Below are 22883 nucleotides of genomic sequence, written 5' to 3'. Positions count from 1 at the left end.
GCCTTATAGGTCGTCGTCTTCGCCAACCCAACGAGGGCTGCGACCGAGTTCGGAACGTTTCAGCGCATAGGCGTCGAGGCGACCGATGCCCGGCACGAAGCGGACGATGGCCCGCTTATCGTTGTGGCGGCGCGACAGCATGTCGCGGTCGGCCAGGATTTTACTGATCTGCACCGCTTTGAGAGTCTCGCCCGCTGCCTCACGCAGACGGTGGGCGGGAATGTAAATGGCGTCGCGGTCATACCATGCCACGGCTTCGCGGTTATTGGCCTTGCGGTCGAAGCTGAGTTCGCCCGCATCGACCGCCTTGATGGTGACGTCCCAGCGTTCGGCGATCCAGGCCCGCAGCATTGAGACGACCTGTTCCCCAGGCTCCAGCGCCTCGGCATCCGAGGATTTCTGGAAGCGGCTCCATGCCCAGCGCACAGGGGTTTCGATGTCGATGAAGGTCGGCAGCAACTCGAATTCCTGGGCCAGTTGACCCGCGACCAGTGGCAGGGCCAGACAGGTGGCGGCACGGATGCGGGCGGAATCGGTGGTGTCGCCCGCCAACTTGCGGGCCTCGGCCAGAATGCGGTCCCGCAGCGTGTCGGGGGACTGGTGCAGACCGGTGGCGATGAGCCGCTCGACGAAAGCCGGTCCCGCGTGGCCATGGTTTTCGTCGATCCCGGCAATTGCTCGCAGCGTGGTGGCTGGAACGGCGCGATCCACGTCAGTGACGTCCACGTCGACAATGCGCACCGCCATGCCGGCGATCCAGGCACCGCCATCGGCCCGCACCTTTTCCTCCAGGGAGCATTCGCTGGACAGCAGGGCATAGGTCGACCAGGCATAGCGTTGCTTGAGCATGGCGCCCGCCGTCATGCGCGCCTTACCCTGGCCGCCGGCAATGGCATAGATCAGCTTGGCGATGGTGCGGCCATCGACATGGGCCAGTTCGTCCAGAGCGAGGACGGTACCGCTGGCTCCTTGCGCGATGACTTCCACGGCATTCTCGGTCGAGCGCATGGATTGCAGCAGCCCGGCACCGATTCCGGTGGAGGTCCAGGCGGAGACCGCCAACTTCTGCGCCGTCGTCTTGCCGCTGGACGACAGGCCGCTGAGATTGAGACCGCAACTGTCCAGACCGGCCAGCGACTGCACCACGCCCGAGAACCCAGCCAAGACGCCGAGCAGGAAATGCGGACAGCCCTGGACTAAAGCAGCTGCCGCCACCGCCGCCTTCCAGCCGTCGAGGCTGCCGCGGACGGATTCGGTGCGGGCATTGGCTGCCAATTCCAATGCCGAGGCATCGCCGATGGCCTTTCCTGCCGGAGTGACAAACACCGGATGATCGTGGCCTTCCAGCCGATGCCAGCCAGGACGGCTGACCACCAGGGTCTCTGCCTGGGGGTTGACGGCCTTCAGCAGCATGACGGCGACCTGATCGCCGTCGGCACAGGTGCGCAGACCGGCGGCATAAAGGGCGGAGCGGATTTCCTGCGCCCCTTGCTGGGCGATGGCCGAACGGGGAAAGTCCACCACCCGAGAAGTTCCATGCATATCGCGGATGACCATCCGCAAACCGTAGGCGTCGTCCTGGTCGAGATAGCGCAGCCGGGAGGGAATGCCGAACGGGCTGGCAACCGGCTGCCACACGGTTCGGCCATCCTTGCCGCTGCCCATGTTGCGATGAACCATGATCTCGCCGGAACGGGACGCGCGGCACAGACGCAGATCGACACCCTCGGTTCGGGGCAGTGGATAGAGGGTGGCCATCTGCCGTACTTCGTCGTCGAAGCTGACATCGTCGGCCTCGTGATCCGCCGCCGCAGCATCGAGCGTCTTCCGCAGGGCAACCACCTGTCGCCGCGAGGTGGGGATACCGATGCCGGCCTGCTTTCTGATGGCGGCGAACAGCTTGTCCTGCTGGAAAATCTCCAGGTTGCCGCTGGCGATCTGGGCATAGAGGCGGCCCAGGGCGATGGCATCGCCGTCTTGCAGGCATTCCACCTGCGCCATCAGACTCTCGAAGGTGGGCGGGGCCTCCTCGACAGCGGGCTGCACATTATAATGCGAAACCGCCGCGCCCTTGCGCAGATCGTCGTTGAAGTCGTCCCCGTGCAGGGGCGAGACGATGGTGGACGGGATATCGGCCAGATTGAGGCGGTCGGCCAGGGTGGTGGCGGCCTGCTGACCGGCGTCGCCGGCATCGGCAAAAATGGTGACGCGGCGGAGACCCTCGGGCCACTGCCACTGACGCATACCTCCCGCCGACAGCGCCGCCCAGGTGGGGATGCCGAAGATGGCCCAGGCCGACAGGGCGGTTTCGATGCCCTCGGCGATTCCGAGGTGGCCATCGGCGGGTATGGGGGCGAGGCGCACGCTGCCGCTGTCGATTGCCCCCAACATCTTCTTGCCCGGTGGCGCCTTGCCGCTGCCGTCGTCGAGCAGGAAGGTGCGGTGGATGCCGCCGACGGGGTTGCCGGCACCGTCACGGACGATCCCCACCAGCCCCGGCCAGCCGCGCCGTCCATCGAAGTCGGGAAGGTCGTCGTGGTACAGCAGATCGGGCGACCGCGGATCGCCGACACCACGGTGACGGAGATAGGTCTCACCGATGGTGCCGACCAGCGGTTGGACACCGCCGAGGATGCGGGCGATTTCCAGGTCATGCGTCGGCTTGGGCGTCATGGCTCGTTGCGGGGCGGGCAGATCCATCCGCGCCAACCGGGCGGCTTCCTCGAACAGATCGCGGTCGGCGAGACCGGTGGCGTGGTGGATTAGATCGATGGGACCGGCGCTCTCGCCGGTGGCATGGTCGAAGCCCCAACCGGCGTGGTGGCCGGCAAGGTGGATGATGCACGAGCCGTCCTTGCGCGGCGAACGCCCCGACAAATCGGCACAGCGCAGCGTCCGGCGATCCGGGGACAGCCGACCTTGAGGAAACAGCCCCGGCAGCCAGTCCGGTGCCGTGGCGGCGAGGCGGTCGCGGATCTCGTCCAGGTCATGCCGGGCCGCCGGCAGCCAGGTGTCGTTGAGGTCGATCATTGACCGCCCTCGGATAAGTCTTGCCACCCCTTACGGGGCTCGGTCAGATTGAGGTTGAGAACGAGAGCGGGAATGCGATCCGGCACCTCGACTGGTGTCGTGAGCGGTTTGGCAGGAAGAACACCCTGGCGCTCCCAACTCCGCGCCATTTCTCGGCTGATACCGAAAAAATTGGCGATGTCACCCAATAACGCAGGCTGCCCGTCAAACTCGTACCACCGGACACCGGCGCGATTCCGGGCCTGCACGTCCACAGGAGCCCATCGGCAGTTCCCCGGTTCATAATCCCCATCAGGATTGATGCGATCCAGGCTGAAACCAGGGTCGGGCTTGGCCCCCATATCCTGCAGGAAGGCACTGAAATCATCCTTCCAGCGTGGGCACATTTGAATTCCGCGTCCGCCATATCGGTCGAACGAGGCGTTGCGCGGATTGTGGCAACGCTTCTTGGCCGCAATCCAAGCGCCGTATTCCGATGACGGGTGGCCGAACCGGTTGTGCCCATGCCGAATGATTTTCTCGGCAGCCCAACAGCCGCAGCTTCGGCTGCCCCCCGTTTCCGATGACAATGCGAGCCGCAGGCTCTGATCCAGCACCAATTTTTCTGTGCCGCAATCGCAGCGGCAAAGCCAACGCGCCCGCTTCCGACCTTGTCGAGAAAAGGCGCATTCACCCGATCGCACCACCGTCCAGCGATGGACGCGCTGCCCAGGGAAGAGTGGAAGGGTTGTCATCATGAAGGCTCACATGGCTGTGGGCCTTCGGCTTTGGTCGAGAGTGAGGCTAAACAAGCTCGTCGCTTGATGCAATCCGGATTCGGCGGTGCCGTTTGGGACAGGGCGTATGGATCATTCGGCATCCCCCTTGAAAGCTTGCACATCCGTATCCACTTGGATACGGTTGGCGCATGAACACGATGCAGCGCACGGCCAGTTTCGATGCGTGGCTTTCGGCATTGGCCGATAACAAAGGGAAGGCCCGCGTCCTGGCCCGTCTCACCGCCGCCGAGTTCGGGAACTTTGGTGATTGCGAGGCGGTCGGCGAAGGGGTGAGCGAGATGCGCATCCATTTCGGGCCGGGATACCGGGTGTATTTCACCCGGCGCGGCAAGGTGGTCTATCTGCTGCTCCTGGGCGTCGACAAGTCGACCCAGGCGCGGGACATCAAGCGGGCCAAGGAACTGGCCAGCATGATCAAGGAGGTTTGAGCCATGACGGAACCGGTCGCAGCCTTTGACGTCTCCACCTATCTCGACAATGGCGAAGTGATGGCCGAATACCTGACGGCAGCCCTGGAAGACCCCGATCCGTCGATCTTCCTGGCGGCGCTGGGCCACGTCGCCAAGGCGCGCGGCATGAGCCAAGTGGCCGAGAAGGCCAAGCTGGGACGGGAAAGCCTGTACAAGGCCGTCGCCCCCGGTGCCCATCCCCGATACGAAACCATCCGCTCGGTGATCGATGCGCTGGGGCTGAAGCTGACCATTTCCGCGTAGGGTGATTTCGCCCATCATGGTCACCGGGGCTGATAGCGTTTTTCGACCTCGGCCAGCCGGTTGGCCAGGGAGGAAGCCTGGGCGATCAGGGCGGCGATGTCGGTGCGCAACTGGTCGATCTCGGGATCGGTACGGATGGGGCCGTAGGCGGCTTCGCGGATCTGCTCGATCATCTTGCGCGGCAGCTTCAGATCCTCGGCGACACGCTGGTCACTGAATCCGTCCAGGTACATGCCCTTGGAATCGTCGAACACCTCGTCCAGTTTGTGGCGGATGCGCATGCGCTCGTCGGGGGTGGCGGGGCGGACGGTGGGCGTGGTCATCGGCATTTCCTTCCTGATGTTGGGTTTGATGGGGTTCGGCGCAGCCGGTTTGATCGGCGGGCTCGGACGGGCCTTGCAGTCGGGGCAGATGGTGCGGCGCGGACGATTCTTGTCACAGTCCCATCCCTTGGCCCGCGCCATGCGCTCGACACCATCGGCGTGATGGGCACTGTTCAAGGTGATATCCAGCGTGTCACCGCATTGGGCGCACCACAGGCGGGCAATGGTGCGTGGGCCGGTGATGTCGCGAACCTGAAGAACGTCGTAGCTGAGGGCGCGGCGTTTACCGGTCATCGGTACGTCCCCCAGCAACGGTCCTGCCAGGAACAGGTCCCGTGCCAGCCGCCGGCCGTCTTACCGCCGCGGCAAACCACCGAGGTCCGTTCGGCACTCGCGCGGGGCAGCAGTTCCTGGGCGTCGCTGGCCTGGACCACCTGGAGGGCACGGTCGCTCATGGTCTGGGCCAGGGCGGCGTCAAACGGTACCAGTTCACAGTGGATTTCCCAGGTGTCGCGGTTGAGCGCGGTGAACAGCGCCGGAGCCGGCAGATCCATATAGGCCTGATAGAGGGCAAGCTGGGCGGCATAGACCGGCTTGGACAGCACAACGCCGCGCTTGACCACGTCCTTCCACGACGACACGCCCAGCGCCTTGTTCTCCCACAGGGCGGGATAGGCCATGGCCACCGGCCCGCCGACTAGGCAGCCGTCGATATGGCCCTTGAACCGTCCATTCAACGCCGAGAACCCGAACTGCCGCCCATCGCGACGTTCCGTGCGCAGATCGAACCCGGCGGCCCGCAGCCAGGCTGCCACCACGTCCTCGCCCCGATGACCGGCCTCGAAAATACGGAGCGTCTTTGGCTCGAAATCCCGGCCTTCATCCTTGGGCACGGCGAGATAGTCGTACTGGATCTGGCGCAGGCATTCGCGGCCGATGCCGGACGTGCTGACGTACTGACGAGCAACCTGAGAGCGGTTGCGGACCACCAAGGCGGCATCGATGGCGGCGTTGACCGCCACGGTAATGCCGGGATCGCGGTCGGGCTTTTGGTACTGGCAGCCGGATCCATGATTCAGGTCGAGCATGATCTGCCCCCTAAAATGGGATTTCGTCATCGAACGGGGTGCCTGAGCGTTCCTTCACACCAGCCTGTCGCTGCATGGACTCGACGTAGCCGGTGACAGCGGCTTCGATCAGGCGGTCGATATCCTCTGCGGTGCGGTGGTAGAACGGCTCCATCAGGGCCAGCGCGGTCAGCGCCTCGGCGAAGAGGGGCCGGGCATCCTTGATGGCCTGGATTTCTCGGGCGGTCTTGTCGATCATGCCTTGGCTCCGTCGGGCAATCTCGGCGCCAGCCTGCTGGCAGCGCATCGAGCAGAAACGATGGAATGGGTAAAGGTCGTGGCACAGGCGATGGACATAGCCGAAGCCCTTGGCCTCGCGACCGCAGATGGCGCAAAGGCTCAGCCCAGCAAGAGCCGGGTCAGGTCCGGGTGCTCGCCGGGCTCCTCCTTGATCCGCGAACAGCCCAGCACCACGAAGCTGCTGATGGCGGCCTGGGCCATAGCTTCCAGTTCCCACATGGCCAGCCCCCTTATGGGCTGGTGCAGTTTTCCGCGGGCTTCGAGCCATTCACCGATCGCCTTTGCCGCCTGGCGCGTCACATGCGCCTGCCATTCGTCATCCGTCATGGCAGGCGCCGCCTTCGTCAGGTGTTGAGCCAAGCCGGGCCAGTGGCTGATGCCGCCGGGGGAGTGGACTGCTGGGCTGGGGACTGGGGCTGCGCCGTCCCCTGCTGATTCCACGGCACGCTGCCGACCTGTTGCGGTGCCTGCGCCGGGGCGGCATCAGTGCCCCAGGCCGGGGCGTTCTGACCGGCAACGGCAGTGGCGGGCTTGCGCGGCTTGGCGTTGATGGGATCGGGATCGACCGCCTCGCCCTTCATGACCGCCGGGTATTGGGCCTCGTCGGGCAGCACCACGTTGGCCAGCCGGTTCTGGTCGCGGTACTTGGGATCGCTGGCCGGCTCCACCATGATGCGGGCGGCGAAGGTGATGCCGTCCAACTGCTTCAATCCCTGGATCAGTCGCTTGGCCTTGGTCGCCTCGCTCATATCCTTGGGGTTCAACCCGAGCGCGCTGTCGACCATGGCGCGGAACGACGCCTTGGAGATGTTCCAGCCCTTGCTCTGGCCCTTGTCGTCGAGCTTGCCGCCCGCCACCGTGAAGTTCTGCCAGAATTTGCGGCGCACGAACGGCCCCTCGACCACGGTGAATTCGCAGTCGAGCATCCTGGCGTCGCTCTCGCTGGCGGCCTTCAGCAGCCCGGCATCCATGGGCACCGAGCCATTGACGCCGCCGGGGCGGATGGACAGACGGATCTTGGCGAAGGTGCCGTCGGGGATCAATTCGCCGGTGGGCATCATCTGGGGCTGGGCATCGTTGAGATCGTAGGACATGGGGGTGGGTTCCTTTCAATCAGGCGGGGATGCGGTTGATTTTGGCCAGCAGGGCGCCGAGATCGGGGGCCTCGGTCACCTCTAGGCGGCCGGAGCGATCCTTGGCGGGCAGGCCATAGGGATTGCCGGACAGGCAGACCAGGCGGCGCTCGGTGGCCTTCTCGTCCAGCAGCCAGTTACCCTCGGAATCGGCCGAGAACAGATGCATGGAGATGACCTGATCGACGATGCCGGGCAGCTCGCGCCCTGCCTTCGATCCCTCCATCTGCGGCTGCCAGGTGGTGGCGTTGAACTCGTCGGTGACCTTTTCCAGCACGCCGACGAAGATCACCGTCTTGCCGGGGGCATGCTGCAGGTGCTTCAGCGCCTGGATCACTTCCCGGCCCAGCAGGCCATAGGCGCCGCGGATATCGGGCTTGCCGGTGCGATCGGAGAAGGCTTCCGGCTGCTGTTTGGCGAAGGCCATGACCTGGCGAGTAAGGTCGGTGATGGAATCAACGAAGATCACCGGCATGGAGGCGAGGAATTCCTCGACCCCCGATCCGGCATAGAGCGAGCGCACATGCTGGTGGTGCTGGGCGCTATAGAAAGCGTTGGGATCGACCGCCGGATCGGAGCCGCCGATCAGCACCACCAGATCGCGGAAGTCGCCGAAGCTGCGCACCGGGATGCTGGCGCCGGACCAGTCTTGGACCGACTTCATGCCCGCCTCCAAGTCGAGGCAGACGGTCTGGGCGGGCGGCAGGGTCTTCAGCAGCGAGGTTTTGCCGACTCCAGGTGGGCCGAAGATGGCCACCGAGGTTTTATTGCCGGCGGACGACAGGCGCTCGTCGGCGGTGATGATGCGAACGGCCATGGGGAGATTCTCCAATTCAGAGCGGGGACGACGGGGCGTTGACCGGGCGCCGAAGGGATACCTGCCCGCCCTCGCGGGTCGGGCTGCCCCGTCGTTGTCTCAGGGGGCGATGGGCTTCAGCGTGAAGGTCGGCTTGCCGGTCTTGACCGTGCGGGCGGCCTCGAAGGCGAGACGGATGTGGGCAGGCCAAGCGGCGTATTTGCGCTCGGGCACCTTGAAGGCGAGATCGACGTATTCGGTCGGATCGTCCCCGGCGATGCGGATGCGTTCGACGGTGGCCGCCAAATGGCCCTGATCCCAGTCCACCTTCTTGGGCAGATCAACCGCCACGGTGACGGCGCCATCGTTGAAACGCACCGTGCCGGTATCCTTGCCCTCGCGGCTCCGCAACTCGGCGGCGGTGGTGCCGTACTTCCTGTCCAGCGCTCCATCGAGCCGGTCCTTGACGGCCTTGGCCCGACGCAGGGACTCGTCGACCTCCTCCTGGAGCATGGCCAGCATCTCGGCCGGCAGGGCGGCGACATCACCGACCGGCATGCCGATCAGATCGCCAAGGCTGGGGCGGTTGGGGATGGTCATTGGGCAATCCTCCCGCAACCGTCACCCTCGGTGTTGTGCTTTTGTTCGGTAAGGTAATCGCGCAGGCGAACCGCCATGGCGAAGGTCAGGCGGCGGCGGCCCTGCTCGATATGGCGCAGCAGGTTGGGATCGTTGACCGCTTTCTTGCAGAACATGGTCGGTGCGGTCCCCGTTTCCGCCAGCCAGTCATCGACCTCGCGCTGGACATCGGCGATGAAGGTGCTGACGTGGTCGGCGATATCGGCTTTGCAGGTGTCCATTCGATCCCCCTCTGTTTCGATTGAGGGAAACCTATCAAGCTTGACACAGTTAGGACGAATCCTATTTCATGGCCTCGTACAAACCCGAGGAGACTCCATGACCACGACCCTGGCCGACCGCATGCGTGTGCGGATGAAGGAACTGGAGTTACGCCCCCTGCATGTGGCCGAAGCCGCCGGCGTCGGCCGCTCGTTCGTCTACGACATCCTGCGCGGACGCTCCGCCGACCCGTCCAGCGAGAAGCTCACCCGCGTCGCCGCCGTTCTTCAGATGCCGATCGAGGCCCTGCTCTATGGCGAGGACGGTAAACAGGCTCCAGCCGTCACCACCCCGTCCAGGCGCGATTACGTCGCCGTTCCTTTCGTCAACGTCGAGGCCGATATGGGCGGCGGCGCCGTGGCTGAAAGCGAGGAGGACGGCGCTCCCTGGCACTTTCCGAAGTCCTGGTTGCGTGGCGTCCTGCGTCTCAGGTCGGCGGGATTGAAGCTCATCCGTGTGCGGGGCGACAGCATGGAGCCGACCCTGCTTGGCGGTGACGTGGTGATGCTCGACACCACCCAGGTCATCCCCAACCCCACCGGCATCTTCGTTCTGCACGACGGGTTCGGGCTGGTTGCCAAGCGGCTGGAGCGCCTTGCCGGAGGCGAAATCCCCTCTGTCCGCATCATTTCCGACAACAGCCGCTATTCCCCCTACGACCGCAGCGCCGAGGAGATCCGCATCATCGGCCGGATCGTCTGGTTTGCACGGAATCTGTCATGAAATTCGGATTAGACCTAATGCGTGCGACTGCGCCATAAGAGAACAATCAGAAAACGTTCTCTTGCGGATGCGTCCATGTCCATTGCCCTTCATCCCGACCACATGACCGCCGCGGGGCGCCTCGACGAAATCGCCGAGATTCTGGCGACCGGTGCCATGCGCCTGATGGCGCGGAAGTCCACTCGTTTATCTGCTGAGCGTGGAGACTGTTCCGTCGACTTCACCGCCAACCGGAGCGTGTATGGCGTGGAGAACAAACGAAGGAACTCCCGCAAATGACGACCGCAATCCTCACCCAGGTGGCCGAATTGCCCACCCTGCCGACGCCCAAGTTGAAGGCCATGTGGCGGGAGCTGACCGGTACCGAGCCGCCGCCCTATAACCGCACCTTCCTGGTGAAAAGGCTGGCCTACCGGATTCAGGAACTGGCCTTCGGCGGATTGTCGGTCCAGGCCGAGCGCCGCCTCGACGATCTGGTCGATGAGCTGGACGGCAAGAAGAAGCCGAAGCCCAAGGACATGACCGCCCCCATCGTCGGCACCAAGCTGATCCGGGAATGGCAGGGAGTGATGCAGGAGGTAACCGCCCTGGCTGACGGCTTCGAATGGCAGGGCCGCCGCTACCAGAGCCTGTCGGCGGTGGCCCGCGCTATCACCGGCACCCGGTGGAATGGCCCGCTATTTTTTGGACTGCGCAAGCATGGCAAGTTGGAGGCCCGCCGATGACGCCGCCCAAGCCCCTGCGGAAAACCCGCTGCGCCATCTATACCCGCAAGTCCTCCGAGGAGGGCCTGGAGATGGAATTCAACAGCCTCGACGCCCAGCGGGAATCCTGTGAAGCCTACATCGCCAGTCAGAAGGCCGAGGGCTGGGTGCCGGTGCCCGACCGTTACGACGATGGCGGCTTTTCCGGCGGCAATCTGGAGCGTCCCGCTTTGAAACGCCTGCTGGCCGACATCGAGTCCGGGCTGATCGACGTGGTGGTGGTCTACAAGATCGACCGCCTGTCACGCTCGCTGATGGATTTCTCCAAGCTGGTCGAGGTGTTCGACCGCAACGACGTCACCTTCGTCTCGGTGACCCAGTCGTTCAACACCACCACCTCCATGGGCAGGCTGACGCTCAACATCCTGCTTAGCTTCGCCCAGTTCGAGCGGGAGGTGATCGGCGAGCGCATCCGCGACAAATTCGCCGCCTCCCGGCGCAAGGGCATGTGGATGGGCGGGGTGCCGCCCTTGGGCTATGACGTGGTCGCCCGCAAGCTGGTGGTCAACGCTACGGAAGCAGATCTGGTCCGCCACATCTTCGACCGCTTCCTCAAACTCGGTTCCGCCACCTTGTTGGTGAAGGAACTGAACGCCGCCGGCCGCCACACCAAGTCCTGGACCACCCAGGACGGTAAGACCCGCGACGGCGTGCCCATCACCAAGAACTTCCTCTACAAGCTGCTCGACAACCGAGTCTATCTCGGCGAGGCCGTCCACAAGGGCGAAGCCCATGCAGGCGAGCATCCCGCCATCATCGACCGCGCCACCTGGGACAAGGTGATGGCGGTGAAGACCGACAATGCGCCCAGGAAGCGGGCCAATGCGGTGCGGTCCTCGACCCCGGCGCCGCTGAAGGGGCTGATCCACTGCGCCCATTGCGGTCGGGCCATGACGCCGAGTTCGACCCGCAAGAAGGGCCGCCTGTACCGCTACTATACCTGCATGAAGGCGATCCATTCCGGCCATGAGTCCTGCCCGGTGCGCAGCATCGCCGCCGGTGAGATCGAGGCCGCCGTCATCGGGCAGGTCCGCGCCCTGCTGCGCGCTCCCGAGATACGGGCGCGGGCCGAACGGATGGCGCCAACAATGTCGCCCGCCGATCTGCACGCCGCCCTCGATCGCTTCGAGGCACTCTGGGACGAGTTGTTCCCGGCCGAGCAGGCCCGCATCCTCCAGCTTCTGGTCGAGAAAGTGGCCATCGCCCCCGACGGTGCCGAAATCCGCCTGCGAGCCGAGGGACTGACCAGCGTCATCGCCGACATCACCGCCCAAACTGGTGACAGGAGCGCGGCATGACCACTGACGTCAGCATCGACACTTTCACCATCCGCGTGCCGTTGACGCTCCGCCGCCACGGTGGCCGCAAGCTGGTGATCGTCCCCGAGGGCGAGGGCGTTCCGGTGCGCGCCAAACCCACCCCCGACGACACCCTGCTGAAGGCGCTGGCCCGCGCCCACCGCTGGAAGCGCATGTTGGAATCCGGGCAGGTGCGATCCCTCACCGAACTTGCCGAGGCCGAAAAGATCGCCCCGTCCTACCTGACCCGCATCTACCGCCTGACCCTGCTGGCCCCGGACATCGTCGAGGCCATTCTTGACGGCCGCCAGCCCCGCACCATGCAACTTGCCGATCTGATGGATGACATGCCGGTGGAATGGGACAGGCAGCGGAAGATGTTTGGAGTGGCGACGCGGTGACCGGGAGCACGAATCCCGCCGGAACCATGCGCATTGACAAAAGAACGAAATGAAAACATCCTGCGGCGGTCGCCCTTGCCGCAGGAATACCGCCATGGCCCTCGAAACCTTGTTCATCTGCCAGCCGTACATCCTCGGCAAAAGGGGGGGGCTGAAGCCTCAGCCACCCATTTCCTACAAGACCGAGCCACAGGCCCTGCAACGTGCCAGCCGCATGATGGAGGGTGGCAGCGTAGCCGGCGTGGACGTTGTCCGTCAGACCGCCGACCCTGAAATGGGCGATTACGACGAGCCCGAGTTTCTGCAGCGTCTGGGGTCCGTGCCGAAGGCTGAAAACTGAGCTGCGGTCGACGTCAAATCATCATGGATCAATATCTTGAATCTGGGCTGGCCCTGCGCCACCATATCTGCCGTCATTTCTAAAGGGGATGAGAATGGACGAAGTCGATGCCGCCAACGAACGGGCCGAGCACCTGACCAGCATGGCGATCAAGGTTGCCCTGAGCCGCCAATCGCGCGCCCCGTCGTCGGGGATCTGCCGCGCTTGCGGTGATCGCATCGAAAGTGCCCGTCTTCGCGCCAATCCCTCGGCCCCCACCTGCTGCGACTGTGCTGCCGAAGAGGATGCCGAGCATCAACGTCGCCGGAAGCTCGGTGGTCGCGGCTGACCATGTTTGATGACGACCCCGAGGACGATCTGGCGGACGATGCCGCAGACCAGCAGGTGGCGCGGGTGGCCGGGTTTCTGATCCAGAGGCTTGGCCTTGAAGCGCCGTTGCGTGCTGAACTGGCCGCCCAGGATGCACTGGCGGCCGGGAATCTCGATGCCCACCGGGTCTACAAACGGGCCGAAGGGGTGGCGGAAGAAGCCCTGTTTGAGCAGGGTGATCGCTGACAGGCACCCAGCCGCCCAATCAGCCGGTCATGCCCCATTACGGACCTTGGTGCGTTGCACGCGACTTGACCGCTTTGCGCCCATTATCGCCGTTCCAGAGGTTTACGCCGATTCCAGATAGCTGACCTTACGCAGATTCGTCGCGTCGTCTAGAAAAGGGCCGGAAGCGGACACGCCGACCCAGCTAAATTCGCCGCGCCCCAGACGATGGTCCACCACATCTTTCAGCCCGTGACCATCCAGAAGCGCTTGGTTGTCGCCTCGGCATCGCTGGCGGTGGTCAATCGCCCTCAAGCCTATGGTTAGCAGCATTCGGTTCGGCTTGTTTTTTCCTTTCCAAAGCCATGTCTCGATAACTCTGAAATTCATCCAAGAGCGGAAGAGCATGGTTGGCCAACGTGTCAAAAAACTCTCGATATCCTGTCAGGGCATATAATCCCTCGGGCAAGTTCCCATAATCTTTAGTCCGGTCACCAAGCGGGAGGATTACGCGGCCACGGCGCCCCGGAAACATTCCTTGTACCGGATGCATAGACATGATGAGGGCCCCGAGCTGGAAATTCTCCCTGTACATCGCTACCAATCGGTCCACATGTTCCTTGTCGAGGTACTTATCCCATGCGGCCATAGCCGGTAGCGGTTCTAGGTACGAGCAGAGAGGGTCCAACACGTCCTTGACCATCTTTACATAGTGGGACCAATACCACTGTTCCTCAAAAGTCGCCTGAAACTCCTCCCAGGTCAGTAGCTTGACATTCGAATGATCGACGGCTTCGTACGCGCCCGATTGGAACCCCGCCTTCGAGACGATATATCCAGCGTTTGCGCCTGCTTCCGCCACAACGGTTCGGAAGCTATGGGCGACCGCCTGAGGAACGGGATTTGCCCAGTGTTTACACTCTATGAGGGTAAGGTAATCACGCCCCTGGACATGCTCCGTTGCTAAAACGTCGATGCTTGCTTTCCCCCGTGCCAGCGTGATCGTAACTTCCGTATCCGCTGTCCATCCGCATTCACAAAGAATTTGGGCGGTCCAATCCTGCAGCTCACGCCAGTTGCCGGGGCGTTTTTCCGTAATCATCGACAACTTCCAGACAGATTCATCAGCGTCGTCCCCTCTGCTTAGCCGGAATCGCACCGGAATCGGTGAGATGCGGCGAAATGCCAAATGGCACTAACGGACCCTAAGCTTCAGCCCCATGGCGTGCTGGTAGCATACCTGGACGAAATCGCCCAACGACCCGTATCGCTTATTCAGAGCAGCGTTGTCGGTGATGATGGTCGGAATGTCCCCATCCGTCAGGTGACCGCCATACACAAGCCAACCAACGAGGTGCGGGGTCGTGCGAACCCGATCCAGTCCGAGGGCGTTCTCTCCCACTTTGCGAGCAATCCGATCATCGGTCAGGAATCCGCTGTAAAGCTTCCGGGCCAGAGCCAATGCGGCAAGTTCGCCGCGATGAAACCGTCCGAGCTTGCCGACATTTGCGACCAATTCCCGCAGGTCGTCGATTGCCAGGGAATGCACGGCGAAGTGTTTCCCCGACGCCAATTCATCCGAGAGCCTCGTGCGCAGTGCGGCACTTTCCGGGGAATTCCAGGGTTTCACCAAGCACTCATACCGGACGTATTCGGCCAGGACGAAATGGCAGCGCCCCCTGGCGGCTGTGGTCAGGGTCCGGCTGGAAAGGATGTTCCAGACGGCGCAGGTGTCGATGGCTGCGATGGGCGGGAACGATTGCACCGCCCCGTCACGAGGGGCATCAACCATGGTGGAGGCTCGCCCCGAACAGCGTGGCTATGTCGCCGACTTCCCTGGGTTCGACGAGCAGCATGTCGGCAACCTTGGCCAGCGAGATGTGGCCCTGACGATGCCCGTCGAAGACCTGCTGCACATAGGCCGCATGCAGCCCGTTTGAGAGGAGCGCCGTTTTCCGCTCCAATTGCCGGGCAGTGTAGTCGCCCATCAATTCAGGTTCCTGTTTGGATGGAAGGCGAGGCCGGGCCTCCTTGATCATGGCAACGGCCTCGTCGTCGAGAATCTTGTCCCGTTTCAGAGCGGACAGAAGGGCCGGGATCGAGACGAAGAGACGTCCGGCAACCTCAGCAACCTTCTCGGGTCGCCGCCACTGGTCCGCGTCACCGAACATCTTCAGTAGCTCCGGAGGCATCAGGAAGCACGAGGCAAACGTGCTCGCCCGCAGTTCGATGTACTCCCCACTGTTGGCGTCGTTGACGTCGGAGACGTTGTAGCCTTTGTCCGCATCCATCAGGGCGTGGCCCGCCTCATGGGCGGCGCTGAAGCGTTGCCGGTAGATGTCGTCGTTGTAGTTGATGAGGACGCAGCGCCCCGCTTCGGGGTGGCGAACGAACAGGCCGGAGATCGTCGAATTGGGCAGCGATCGGCGGAATACACGAAGGCCCGATTTCCGAAGCCAATCGAAAATGTCGGGGATTATCGCATTTGGCTTCAGGTTGTGATGTGCCCGCAGCGCCTTCGCGCAATCGATGCCGTGGCCTTTGAAGAACGTGCCGCGCGGGGTAAACTGGAATTCCTCTCCGATGGCCCTGTACCCGCTCATCTCTTCGAGCACGGCCTGCGACTTGCACAGGTGCAGGAACTCGGCAATGGCATGCCTGTCGGAGGTGGTCAGTCGCCCGCCTTCCGACCGCAGCAACATGGTGACGTTCTCATCGGGATTGGTGGCGTCGTCCTCGATGAGCCAGGGGAATTCACATCTGAAGAAGTCGGCGAGGATCAGCACTTCGTCGCCGGTCGGCGTAGCGCTTCCAGCCTCCATCGCCTGAAGCGCCTGGGTGCCAATGCCGGTGCGTTCGGCGACCTCACACAGCGTGTTGCCGTATTGCTCCCGCAGCCCCCGAAGTTTCCTGGCAAATTCTTGAATCGTAAAGGCCATCTGCCCTCCAGCTACGTGTGCCATCAGATCGCAATCTTGCTTACCGAATATACGGTAAAGGGAGCGCTTTGCACTCGATAGCAACTTGCGTTGAAGTTGGGGATTGAGGCACCATCCCACCGAATTTTAATTCCGCTTTCCTGCCACCGTCTCCCAAAGCCGTTGGTCCCTTTTCGGCCCATAGCGGCGGCTTCGCGCCCATGTCGGCCGTTCATCTGCAATTCCGCTCCCCCCGAGAGCAGACATTTGCGACAGGTGCCCGCGCTGGCGTGCTCGCTACCCTGCCGCACGATGCCGCCGAATACGTCACCGGCGACTCGGTGACGTCGTTGGGCAGGGCAGTCCGCATGGCCTTCGGCCTACCGGCTCTGTTGTCGGCCGAGTGGGCGGTCGCCATCGACAACCGCGCCGATCATTCCTCAGTCCAAATCGAACCGCATTTCGTAACTGACCGGCAGAAGCTCTGAGTTCTCGTATTGATCCTCGGCGCGCACAGGCTTTAGGGAGGCCGGTTTCCCGTTCGAGCCGAGCGAAACCAGATAGAAATAATACTCGGTAGCATGGCCGGGGGATTTGGAAACATTGTACTCGGTTTCTGACACAAAACACCGGCAACCGCCGCCTCTTACCTTCCCCACTGTCTTGACTTCGATGAACCGGGGCACGTCGGGCGACGAAAAGGACAGAAAGTCGTAGCCATAGCCCGGGCGGTTGCGCCGATCGTCGATTTGTTTGGCCAGATGCGGCCAGCCGCGGCCTCGAAGGCGCTCCTCCTCCCATTTCCGCGCAAACTTCTCGCTTTGCCGCCCGATCCGGGCCCATGCAGCCTGAAGATCCTTGAAATCAACGGTGCCCGGCCGCTTCTTCGTCGGTTTGCGAATTGGAGAACCGGCAGCACCGTGCCCTGGCAAGTAGGTGGCATAAAGGAATGCCATGAACTTCGGATTGCTCCAGGTCCGCGCAACGGGATCCGCCAGTTTCTGGGACACTAGGTAATGCTGGTATTCGCTGACATACCCGTCGCCCTGGTAGCCGAGTTCCGACGCAAACATTTCGAGGTGTTCGTGGCTGCAAACGTTAACGAAGCGATCGGGGAAATAGAGGCTAAGGATCTTCGCCTTAAACATCTGCGACAGAGAATTGGCGTCAATGGCTTCAAAATCGAGATCGTCTTGTCCGCCCAGCGCGACCAGGTCAATCAGGGCGGATTTCACCGTCTTGAACGCTTCGCCCTTCGTTTTCCCGAACCTCGGCGTCGGCCGGTAGATGTTTTTCGGATCGCTCTTGGTGCGGCCGTAATAGATGCCGAATTTGGCGGCCGTCGCACCTTGAATGATTGCCCAGGCTCGGGTTTGCACCTCGACGTGGTAGCAGAATGTCGGCCGTTGAAGACCGATCACGTAATCATCGACGGCTAGGTTACGGAGTGCATCTATGGGAAAAGCATCGAGGAATGCCCCGCGGGTCTGGAGCGCCATGTCCTCACGGGTTGGATCGTAGCCTTTTTCGAAGGCGCGCAGAGATTTCGCGATGAACGGACTCTTTGAAGAACTTGTCGTTCCTTCGGGTGACATATGACCGCTCCCCCCAATGTGTCGATTATTGGAGATTGCTCGCTTGCCCTTTTGTTTGCAACTAAGGGGTTGGCTCCCGACCGACGGCGATGGCCGCTTACTCCGCTCCTCACCGGAAGCAGACTGGTGGGAATTGGCCCAATTCGGTCGCACCGAAACGCTTGCTCAAATGTCCGTTCCTGGCACATGAGGCACCCTGACCTTGATTGCCGCATCGGTCCTGACCAGGGAGGCTGTTGACCGCCAGATCCGTCCCCAGACTCCCGCCCGCGCCAATAAAAACAGCGAAAAGGTCAACAGCTTTTGGCACCGCAACTCTTTGAATTACTTGCAACTTTAAAACCCGTACCGTTTGGCGGCAGTCAACAGCTCGCAGAGAATAAGGGCTGGAGAGAAGAGAAAAATGCCGAAATTCGGCCCGCATCGAGTAACCAAGGTCAACAGCTACTGGCCGCAAACGGCGCAGAACCTTGGGCCTTCGCCCAAGGTTCTATGCGTCAGAGAATCTATTCTTTGGAAGTAGTGGCGGAGGGGGCGGGATTCGAACCCGCGGTAGGGTTTAAGCCCTACGACGATTTAGCAAACCGTTGGTTTCAGCCACTCACCCACCCCTCCGCAGAGACGGTCGTTGACCGTCGTGGCTGGAGCGATGTTTCTAACGGAAACCCCTCATGGCCGTCAACGCTTCCTTTCCGCTTCCTCTCCGGGTGCACGGCAGCATGGTCATCCGGTGCCGGAGGTGTTGTTTCTTGCGGCGTGCGGCGTGCGGCGTGCGGCGCCATCGCCGATTGCGACGGCCATGCCCCCCCCGATCACCCTGCAATGCATTCCTGCCACAGGTGACAGGGGCGACGTTCCGGTCTAGTATCCGGGCCGCGGCGGGCCGTCCCGGCTCCGCCTGACGGACCCGCAGCATGGTGACCAGCCTTCCCAATCTCCTGACCCTGTCGCGAATCGTGGTGATTCCGCTGGTGGTCGGGCTGTTCTATATCGATGGCGAGTGGCCGCGTTGGGCCGCGTGCGCCCTGTTCGTCGCCGCCGCCATCACCGACTGGTTCGACGGCTACGTGGCGCGTTCGCTCAATCTCGTGTCCACCTTCGGCCGTTTCCTCGACCCCATCGCCGACAAGCTGCTGGTGGTGGCGGTGCTGTTCATGCTGGTGGCGTTCGACCGGGTCAGCCCCGTATCGTTCCTGCCGGCCCTGGTAATCGTGCTGCGCGAGATTCTGGTTTCGGGCTTGCGCGAATTCCTGGCCGAGGTTCGGGTCGGCATGCCGGTTTCCCGTCTTGCCAAATGGAAGACCGGCATTCAGATGGTGGCGATTCCGGTGTTGCTGGTGGGGGATGCGGCCACCTTCATGCCGACCCGCCAGATCGGCGAGGTCGGGTTGTGGCTGGCCGCCCTCCTGACCCTGGTAACCGGCTGGGATTACCTGCAATCGGGCATGTGTCACATCCGCGCCCATCCGACGCCGCCGCAGGAGTAGCCCGATGAAGATCTTCGGCATCGCCGGCCGGTCCGGCAGCGGCAAGACCTCCTTGCTCGGCCGTCTGATCCCCTGGATGAAGGGGCGCGGGCTCACCATCTCCACCGTCAAGCAGGCGCAGGAGGCCTTCGACGTGGACAAGCCCGGCAAGGATTCCTACCAGCATCGCGAGGCCGGCGCCCGCGAGGTGATGATCGCCTCGGCCCGGCGCTGGGCCTTGATGCACGAATACCGCGATCAGGCGGAATTCACCATGGACGAGCTGCTGGCCCGCATGAGCCCGGTGGATCTGGTGCTGGTGGAGGGATTCCGCCGCTGGCCGCATCCCCGGCTGGAAGTCTGGCGGCACTCGGTGGGCAAGGCGCCCTTTTTCCCCGAGGACCCGTTGGTGGTGGCGGTGGCCAGCGACGGTCCGGTGCCCGATTGCCCGCTGCCCTTGCTCGACCTCGCCGATATCGACGCCGTCGGCCGCCTGATCCTGGAGAGGAGCGGGGCATGACCGGCCGCTTCGCCGCCGGATCGGGACTGATGAGCGTCGACGAGGCGCTGGCCCGGCTCTCGGTCCGCCTTGGCCCGGCCACCGGCACGGAAAGTGTCGGCTTGGCCCGGGCCCTGTCTTGCATCCTGGCCGAGGACGTGGTCTCGCCGATCAACGTGCCGCCCCACGACAATTCCGCCATGGACGGCTGGGCCTTCCGTCGGGCCGACCTGCCCGCCGACCGGCGGCTGCCGGTGGTGGGCCGCGTCGCCGCCGGCCACCCCCTTTCCGGCGGGTTGCCCCCGGGCGGGGCCGTGCGCATCTTCACCGGCGCCCCCATGCCGGCGGGGGCCGATGCCGTCGCCATGCAGGAGGACTGCAAGGAGGACGGCGAATGCGTCATCCTGCCCCCTCACCTCGCCGACGGCGACAACATCCGCCGGGCCGGCGAGGACGTGGCCGAGGGAACGGTGGTGCTGCCCGCCGGCATCCGGCTGCGGCCGCAGGATCTGGGCATCGCCGCCGCGACCGGCCGTACCGCGCTTCTGGTTCGCCGGCCGCTGCGGGCGGCGGTGTTTTCCACCGGCGACGAGATTTGCGAGCCCGGCGCCCCATTGCCGTCCGGCTGCATCTACGACACCAACCGTTTCACCGCCGGGGCGCTGCTGCGCGGCCTGGGCGCCGAGGTGACCGATCTCGGCATCCTGCCCGACCGGCTGGAGGTCATTCGGGCCGCCCTGGCCGAGGCCGCCGCCGGTCACGATCTGATCTTGACCTCGGGCGGGGTGTCGGTGGGCGACGAGGACCATGTGAAGCCGGCGGTGCTGGCCCTGGGCTCGCTGGATTTCTGGCGCCTCGCCATCAAGCCGGGGCGGCCGGTGGCGCTGGGCGAAGTCCAAGGGGTTCCCTTCATCGGGCTGCCCGGCAACCCGGTGGCGGTGATGGTCACCTTCATGCTGATCGCGCGGCCGATGGTGCTGCGTCTGATGGGGGCCGGCGATGCCGGTCTGATCCGCTTTCCGGTGGAGGCCGGCTTCGCCTTCCGGCACAAGCCGGGCCGCCGCGAGTTCCTGCGCGCCCGTCTTGTCCGCGACGGCGACAGGCTGCTGGCCGCCAAGTTTTCGTCCGAGGGTTCCGGCGTGCTGACCTCCATGGTGTGGTCGCAGGGGCTGGTGGACATTCCGGAGACTCGCGGCGACGTGGCGCCGGGTGAGATGGTCGAGTTCGTCTCCTATGCGGAGCTGATGCGATGAAGGTGCTGTATTTCGCGTGGCTGAAGGCCAGAACCGGAATCGGCGAGGAAATGGTGGAGCCGCCGCCCGGCACCGATACGGTCGGGGGACTGGTCGAATTCCTCAAGACCCGCTCGCCCGGTCACGCGGCGGCGTTCGAGACCCTGTCGGTGGTGCGCGTCGCGGTCAACCAGGATTACGCCGGCCTCGACACGCCGGTGAGGCCGGGCGACGAGGTGGCGTTCTTCCCCCCCGTCACCGGAGGGTGACGTGATTTTATTGATCGTGGGAGGCTGACATGGCCGTCCGGGTCCAGCGCGAGGATTTCGACCCCGGCGCCGAACTTGCCGGCTTTTCCTCCGGCAAGACCAGCGTCGGCGGCATCTGCCTGTTCGTCGGGCTGGTGCGCGACTACATGGGCCACGATCCCCGGGCCGGGGCCGAGGTTCACGCCATGACCCTGGAGCACTATCCCGGCATGACCGAGCGCCAGCTGGAGGCCATCGAGGCGGAGGCGCGGGCGCGCTGGCCGCTGGAGGACGCCCTGGTCATCCACCGCCACGGCCGGCTGGAGCCGGGCGAGCGGATCGTGCTGGTGGCGGCCTCGTCGGCCCACCGCGACGCCGCCTTCGAGGCCTGCCGCTTTCTTATCGACTGGCTGAAGACCAAGGCGCCGTTCTGGAAGGTGGAACACACCCAAGACGGCGACGCCTGGGTGGATGCCAGGGAATCCGACGAGGCGGCGGCGAAACGGTGGGAATGAGGCGGGATGGCCCGTTCCAGGTCATTGTCCGGTTGCTCTCTTGCGTCGATGGCGTTATAACCCGCCGTCCTCCGAGCGCCGGCCGCCGGGGGTGAACGCGGCCGCTCGCCTGCCCGGGCGTTGCGGCGCGACCAACCGCCGAAAGGAATTTCACGAATGGCCATCGAACGTACCCTGTCGATCATCAAGCCCGACGCCACCCGCCGCAACCTGACCGGCAAGATCAACGCCCGTTTCGAGGAGGCCGGCCTGCGCTTCGTCGCCCAGAAGCGCGTTCGCCTCACCAAGGAGCAGGCCGAGCAGTTCTATTCGGTCCACAAGGAGCGGTCGTTCTTCGGCGAACTGGTCGATTTCATGATCTCCGGCCCGGTGGTGGTCCAGGTCCTGGAAGGCGAGGGCGCCGTCGCCCGCAATCGCGAGATCATGGGCGCCACCAACCCGGCCAATGCCGCGCCGGGCACCATCCGCGCCGACTTCGCCGAGTCGGTGGAGGCCAATTCCGTCCATGGGTCCGATTCCCTTGAGAATGCCGCCATCGAAGTGGCCTTCTTCTTCTCGGGCTGCGAAATCGTCGGCTGATCCCGACCATTCCGCATTCGGTTTCGATCAACACCCCCGGAGTCCGACTCCGGGGGTGTTTTGTTTCGTCTATTGATAATCGTCAGTTACTTCTAAAAGATGAATTTATCGAGACACGGCTAAGTAGAGTTGCCGTTTGTCGATGATTACTACTTGCGCGGATTATTCTGACTTGCGAGAATGGATAAGTTACAACTTGAGCGGACATGCACCATGCCAGCTACTCGCAAGTCAAGTCGCGGCCGCACTCCTTCGGGGCAGCCCAATCCCATCGACGTTTATGTCGGGGCTCGCCTGCGAATGCGCCGCTCGATGCTGGGGATGAGTCAGGAAGCCCTGGCGGCGGCTTTGGGCCTGACCTTCCAGCAGGTTCAGAAGTACGAGCGCGGCGCCAACCGCATCGGCGCCTCGCGCCTGTTCGATCTGGCCCGCGCCCTGGGAGTGGCGGTGGACTACTTCTACGAGGACATGGGCGAGGACGTGGTTGCCGCCAGCCCGCGCCATATGGCCCGCGCGGTGGTCGAGCCCGACGTTGGTCAGCCCGATATCATGACCAGCCGCGAAACCCTGGAACTGGTCCGCGCCTATTACCGCATCTGCGACCCCGAGATCAGGCGCCGCGTCCACCAGTTGGCCAAGGCCCTGGCCGGGCTGACGGGGGCGCCGGGAGAGTGAGGGGGAGCGCCTCTCCTCCCGGTTCCGCCAGATGGCCGGGAGGAGAGGCTCCGGC

31 protein-coding genes and 1 tRNA gene are annotated in these 22883 nt (G+C 63.8%); 17 read left to right on the top strand and 15 right to left on the bottom strand.

Annotation, left to right across the window (positions count from 1 at the left end):
- Positions 1 to 3 precede the first annotated feature (3 nt).
- Positions 4 to 3030, bottom strand: a complete 3027-nt coding sequence (locus tag MTBSS4_RS07675; protein WP_173982820.1) for a DUF927 domain-containing protein — start codon at positions 3028 to 3030, stop codon at positions 4 to 6.
- Positions 3027 to 3767 (bottom strand): hypothetical protein, encoded by a 741-nt coding sequence (locus tag MTBSS4_RS07670; RefSeq protein ID WP_173982819.1) that lies wholly within the window; start codon positions 3765 to 3767, stop codon positions 3027 to 3029. Before MTBSS4_RS07670 ends, MTBSS4_RS07675 begins: the two co-directional genes overlap by 4 nt.
- A 170-nt stretch (positions 3768 to 3937) precedes the next feature.
- Here MTBSS4_RS07670 and MTBSS4_RS07665 point away from each other — a divergent pair, with 170 nt between their 5' ends.
- Together MTBSS4_RS07665 and MTBSS4_RS07660 are read left to right on the top strand one after the other, a co-directional pair.
- The gene (locus MTBSS4_RS07665; RefSeq protein WP_173982818.1) at positions 3938 to 4237 is read left to right on the top strand and encodes a type II toxin-antitoxin system RelE/ParE family toxin; all 300 of its coding nucleotides are present in this window, start codon (positions 3938 to 3940) and stop codon (positions 4235 to 4237) included.
- A gap of 3 nt (positions 4238 to 4240) precedes the next feature.
- Entirely contained in the window at positions 4241 to 4522 is a 282-nt protein-coding gene (locus tag MTBSS4_RS07660) for an addiction module antidote protein (protein ID WP_173982817.1), read from the top strand.
- Positions 4523 to 4542: 20 nt separating this feature from the next.
- On the opposite strand, the gene MTBSS4_RS07655 is transcribed toward MTBSS4_RS07660, so the two are convergent.
- The 8 genes from MTBSS4_RS07655 to MTBSS4_RS07620 form a co-directional block, all read right to left on the bottom strand.
- A complete protein-coding gene (locus MTBSS4_RS07655) occupies positions 4543 to 5139 on the bottom strand; it encodes a hypothetical protein (protein WP_173982816.1) in 597 nt (198 codons plus the stop codon).
- Positions 5136 to 5933, bottom strand: coding sequence for a hypothetical protein (locus MTBSS4_RS07650; protein ID WP_173982815.1), 798 nt, complete (start codon positions 5931 to 5933; stop codon positions 5136 to 5138). The genes MTBSS4_RS07655 and MTBSS4_RS07650 overlap by 4 nt, the downstream gene beginning before the upstream one ends.
- A 10-nt stretch (positions 5934 to 5943) precedes the next feature.
- Positions 5944 to 6171 carry a DUF6511 domain-containing protein gene (locus tag MTBSS4_RS22310; protein WP_254432438.1) on the bottom strand — a complete coding sequence of 76 codons (228 nt, stop codon included), beginning with the start codon at positions 6169 to 6171 and terminating at the stop codon, positions 5944 to 5946.
- A 140-nt stretch (positions 6172 to 6311) separates the two neighbouring features.
- Positions 6312 to 6539, bottom strand: a complete 228-nt coding sequence (locus tag MTBSS4_RS07640) for a hypothetical protein (protein WP_173982814.1) — start codon at positions 6537 to 6539, stop codon at positions 6312 to 6314.
- A gap of 17 nt (positions 6540 to 6556) precedes the next feature.
- Complete coding sequence (locus MTBSS4_RS07635) at positions 6557 to 7306, bottom strand: hypothetical protein (protein ID WP_173982813.1); 750 nt, start codon at positions 7304 to 7306, stop codon at positions 6557 to 6559.
- Positions 7307 to 7325: 19 nt separating this feature from the next.
- The gene (locus MTBSS4_RS07630) at positions 7326 to 8162 is read right to left on the bottom strand and encodes an ATP-binding protein (RefSeq protein ID WP_173982812.1); all 837 of its coding nucleotides are present in this window, start codon (positions 8160 to 8162) and stop codon (positions 7326 to 7328) included.
- A gap of 99 nt (positions 8163 to 8261) precedes the next feature.
- The gene (locus tag MTBSS4_RS07625) at positions 8262 to 8741 is read right to left on the bottom strand and encodes a hypothetical protein (protein WP_173982811.1); all 480 of its coding nucleotides are present in this window, start codon (positions 8739 to 8741) and stop codon (positions 8262 to 8264) included.
- A complete protein-coding gene (locus tag MTBSS4_RS07620; RefSeq protein WP_173982810.1) occupies positions 8738 to 9001 on the bottom strand; it encodes a hypothetical protein in 264 nt (87 codons plus the stop codon). Before MTBSS4_RS07620 ends, MTBSS4_RS07625 begins: the two co-directional genes overlap by 4 nt.
- A 97-nt stretch (positions 9002 to 9098) precedes the next feature.
- Here MTBSS4_RS07620 and MTBSS4_RS07615 point away from each other — a divergent pair, with 97 nt between their 5' ends.
- The 8 genes from MTBSS4_RS07615 (at position 9099) to MTBSS4_RS07580 (ending at position 13122) form a co-directional block, all read left to right on the top strand.
- Positions 9099 to 9764, top strand: a complete 666-nt coding sequence (locus MTBSS4_RS07615; protein ID WP_173982809.1) for an XRE family transcriptional regulator — start codon at positions 9099 to 9101, stop codon at positions 9762 to 9764.
- Between the two features lie 75 nt (positions 9765 to 9839).
- On the top strand, positions 9840 to 10043 hold the full coding sequence (locus MTBSS4_RS07610; protein WP_173982808.1) for a hypothetical protein: 204 nt from the start codon (positions 9840 to 9842) through the stop codon (positions 10041 to 10043).
- Positions 10040 to 10489, top strand: coding sequence for a DUF2924 domain-containing protein (locus tag MTBSS4_RS07605; protein ID WP_173982807.1), 450 nt, complete (start codon positions 10040 to 10042; stop codon positions 10487 to 10489). The genes MTBSS4_RS07610 and MTBSS4_RS07605 overlap by 4 nt, the downstream gene beginning before the upstream one ends.
- Entirely contained in the window at positions 10486 to 11826 is a 1341-nt protein-coding gene (locus MTBSS4_RS07600; protein ID WP_173982806.1) for a recombinase family protein, read from the top strand. The genes MTBSS4_RS07605 and MTBSS4_RS07600 overlap by 4 nt, the downstream gene beginning before the upstream one ends.
- Positions 11823 to 12227, top strand: a complete 405-nt coding sequence (locus tag MTBSS4_RS07595) for a hypothetical protein (RefSeq protein WP_173982805.1) — start codon at positions 11823 to 11825, stop codon at positions 12225 to 12227. The genes MTBSS4_RS07600 and MTBSS4_RS07595 overlap by 4 nt, the downstream gene beginning before the upstream one ends.
- A gap of 94 nt (positions 12228 to 12321) precedes the next feature.
- The gene (locus tag MTBSS4_RS07590) at positions 12322 to 12567 is read left to right on the top strand and encodes a hypothetical protein (protein WP_008615258.1); all 246 of its coding nucleotides are present in this window, start codon (positions 12322 to 12324) and stop codon (positions 12565 to 12567) included.
- 94 nt (positions 12568 to 12661) lie between these two features.
- Positions 12662 to 12895 (top strand): TraR/DksA C4-type zinc finger protein, encoded by a 234-nt coding sequence (locus tag MTBSS4_RS07585; RefSeq protein WP_173982804.1) that lies wholly within the window; start codon positions 12662 to 12664, stop codon positions 12893 to 12895.
- Positions 12896 to 12897: 2 nt separating this feature from the next.
- Positions 12898 to 13122: a hypothetical protein gene (locus tag MTBSS4_RS07580; protein ID WP_173982803.1), complete on the top strand. Its 225-nt coding sequence runs from the start codon at positions 12898 to 12900 to the stop codon at positions 13120 to 13122.
- Positions 13123 to 13402: 280 nt separating this feature from the next.
- Here the strand turns inward: MTBSS4_RS07580 and MTBSS4_RS07575 are convergent, their stop codons facing one another.
- The 5 genes from MTBSS4_RS07575 to MTBSS4_RS07555 all read right to left on the bottom strand — a co-directional run bounded on the left by MTBSS4_RS07575 (position 13403) and on the right by MTBSS4_RS07555 (position 18229).
- The gene (locus tag MTBSS4_RS07575) at positions 13403 to 14203 is read right to left on the bottom strand and encodes a restriction endonuclease (protein ID WP_173982802.1); all 801 of its coding nucleotides are present in this window, start codon (positions 14201 to 14203) and stop codon (positions 13403 to 13405) included.
- Between the two features lie 93 nt (positions 14204 to 14296).
- A complete protein-coding gene (locus tag MTBSS4_RS07570; RefSeq protein WP_173982801.1) occupies positions 14297 to 14893 on the bottom strand; it encodes a hypothetical protein in 597 nt (198 codons plus the stop codon).
- Positions 14886 to 16040, bottom strand: coding sequence for an XRE family transcriptional regulator (locus MTBSS4_RS07565; protein ID WP_173982800.1), 1155 nt, complete (start codon positions 16038 to 16040; stop codon positions 14886 to 14888). Before MTBSS4_RS07565 ends, MTBSS4_RS07570 begins: the two co-directional genes overlap by 8 nt.
- A 419-nt stretch (positions 16041 to 16459) precedes the next feature.
- Entirely contained in the window at positions 16460 to 17614 is a 1155-nt protein-coding gene (locus MTBSS4_RS07560; protein WP_173982799.1) for a DUF3883 domain-containing protein, read from the bottom strand.
- A gap of 523 nt (positions 17615 to 18137) precedes the next feature.
- Positions 18138 to 18229 (bottom strand) — tRNA-Ser (locus MTBSS4_RS07555).
- 299 nt (positions 18230 to 18528) lie between these two features.
- Here MTBSS4_RS07555 and pgsA point away from each other — a divergent pair.
- From pgsA to MTBSS4_RS07520, 7 genes are all read left to right on the top strand, one after another.
- Positions 18529 to 19101: a CDP-diacylglycerol--glycerol-3-phosphate 3-phosphatidyltransferase gene (gene pgsA / locus MTBSS4_RS07550; RefSeq protein ID WP_173982798.1), complete on the top strand. Its 573-nt coding sequence runs from the start codon at positions 18529 to 18531 to the stop codon at positions 19099 to 19101.
- Positions 19102 to 19105: 4 nt separating this feature from the next.
- Positions 19106 to 19600, top strand: coding sequence for a molybdopterin-guanine dinucleotide biosynthesis protein B (mobB, locus tag MTBSS4_RS07545; RefSeq protein ID WP_173982797.1), 495 nt, complete (start codon positions 19106 to 19108; stop codon positions 19598 to 19600).
- On the top strand, positions 19597 to 20832 hold the full coding sequence (gene glp, locus MTBSS4_RS07540; protein ID WP_173982796.1) for a gephyrin-like molybdotransferase Glp: 1236 nt from the start codon (positions 19597 to 19599) through the stop codon (positions 20830 to 20832). The genes mobB and glp overlap by 4 nt, the downstream gene beginning before the upstream one ends.
- On the top strand, positions 20829 to 21080 hold the full coding sequence (moaD, locus tag MTBSS4_RS07535) for a molybdopterin converting factor subunit 1 (RefSeq protein WP_173982795.1): 252 nt from the start codon (positions 20829 to 20831) through the stop codon (positions 21078 to 21080). Before glp ends, moaD begins: the two co-directional genes overlap by 4 nt.
- Positions 21081 to 21109: 29 nt before the next feature.
- Positions 21110 to 21574 carry a molybdenum cofactor biosynthesis protein MoaE gene (locus MTBSS4_RS07530; RefSeq protein ID WP_173982794.1) on the top strand — a complete coding sequence of 155 codons (465 nt, stop codon included), beginning with the start codon at positions 21110 to 21112 and terminating at the stop codon, positions 21572 to 21574.
- A gap of 156 nt (positions 21575 to 21730) precedes the next feature.
- The gene (gene ndk, locus MTBSS4_RS07525; RefSeq protein WP_173982793.1) at positions 21731 to 22153 is read left to right on the top strand and encodes a nucleoside-diphosphate kinase; all 423 of its coding nucleotides are present in this window, start codon (positions 21731 to 21733) and stop codon (positions 22151 to 22153) included.
- A 270-nt stretch (positions 22154 to 22423) separates the two neighbouring features.
- On the top strand, positions 22424 to 22828 hold the full coding sequence (locus tag MTBSS4_RS07520; protein WP_368667768.1) for a helix-turn-helix domain-containing protein: 405 nt from the start codon (positions 22424 to 22426) through the stop codon (positions 22826 to 22828).
- Positions 22829 to 22883 lie beyond the last annotated feature (55 nt).

The organism is Magnetospirillum sp. SS-4 (assembly GCF_902729425.1).
Taxonomy (GTDB): Bacteria; Pseudomonadota; Alphaproteobacteria; order Rhodospirillales; family Magnetospirillaceae; genus Phaeospirillum.
Note: the sequence above shows the minus strand (reverse complement) of the source record. Positions and strands in the feature narration are given on the sequence as shown.